The sequence below is a fragment of the Pseudomonas sp. SDT291_1_S447 genome (assembly GCF_054070155.1).
In genome coordinates this window covers 1-343 of the sequence record NZ_JBSVXS010000327.1, presented here as the reverse complement: position 1 = coordinate 343, position 343 = coordinate 1, and the positions used below count along the sequence as shown (strand labels likewise).

The window sequence follows — 343 nt, the reverse complement described above, 5'->3', positions numbered from 1 at the left end:
CGCGGTGGTGCGGTACAGGCCACGTTTTTGCAGGGCCGGGATCACGTGCTCGACAAAGTCATTCAGCGAGCCGGGGCTGATCAGCGGGTTGAGCATATAGCCGCTGGTACCTGAGATACGCGCATGCTCCTCGATCTTTTGCGCGATCTGCTCCGGGGTGCCGACCAGGATCAGGTCGCTGCCACGGGTGACATTGGCAAAGCGCTGGCGCACTTCACCGGCCGTCAGGGGTTTGCCGCTGCCATCGGGCCTCATCACGTAGGAGGTCATGCCTTCGGTGTGGGTCGACAGCGCTTCGTTGTCGGCGTAGCGGCTGATGTCGATGCCGGTGTCGCCGGCGTAA

1 pseudogene is annotated in these 343 nt (G+C 63.3%); it reads right to left on the bottom strand.

Annotation, left to right across the window (positions count from 1 at the left end):
* Positions 1-343: pseudogene (locus tag ACW9IR_RS29775) on the bottom strand (LLM class flavin-dependent oxidoreductase); the annotation flags it as partial.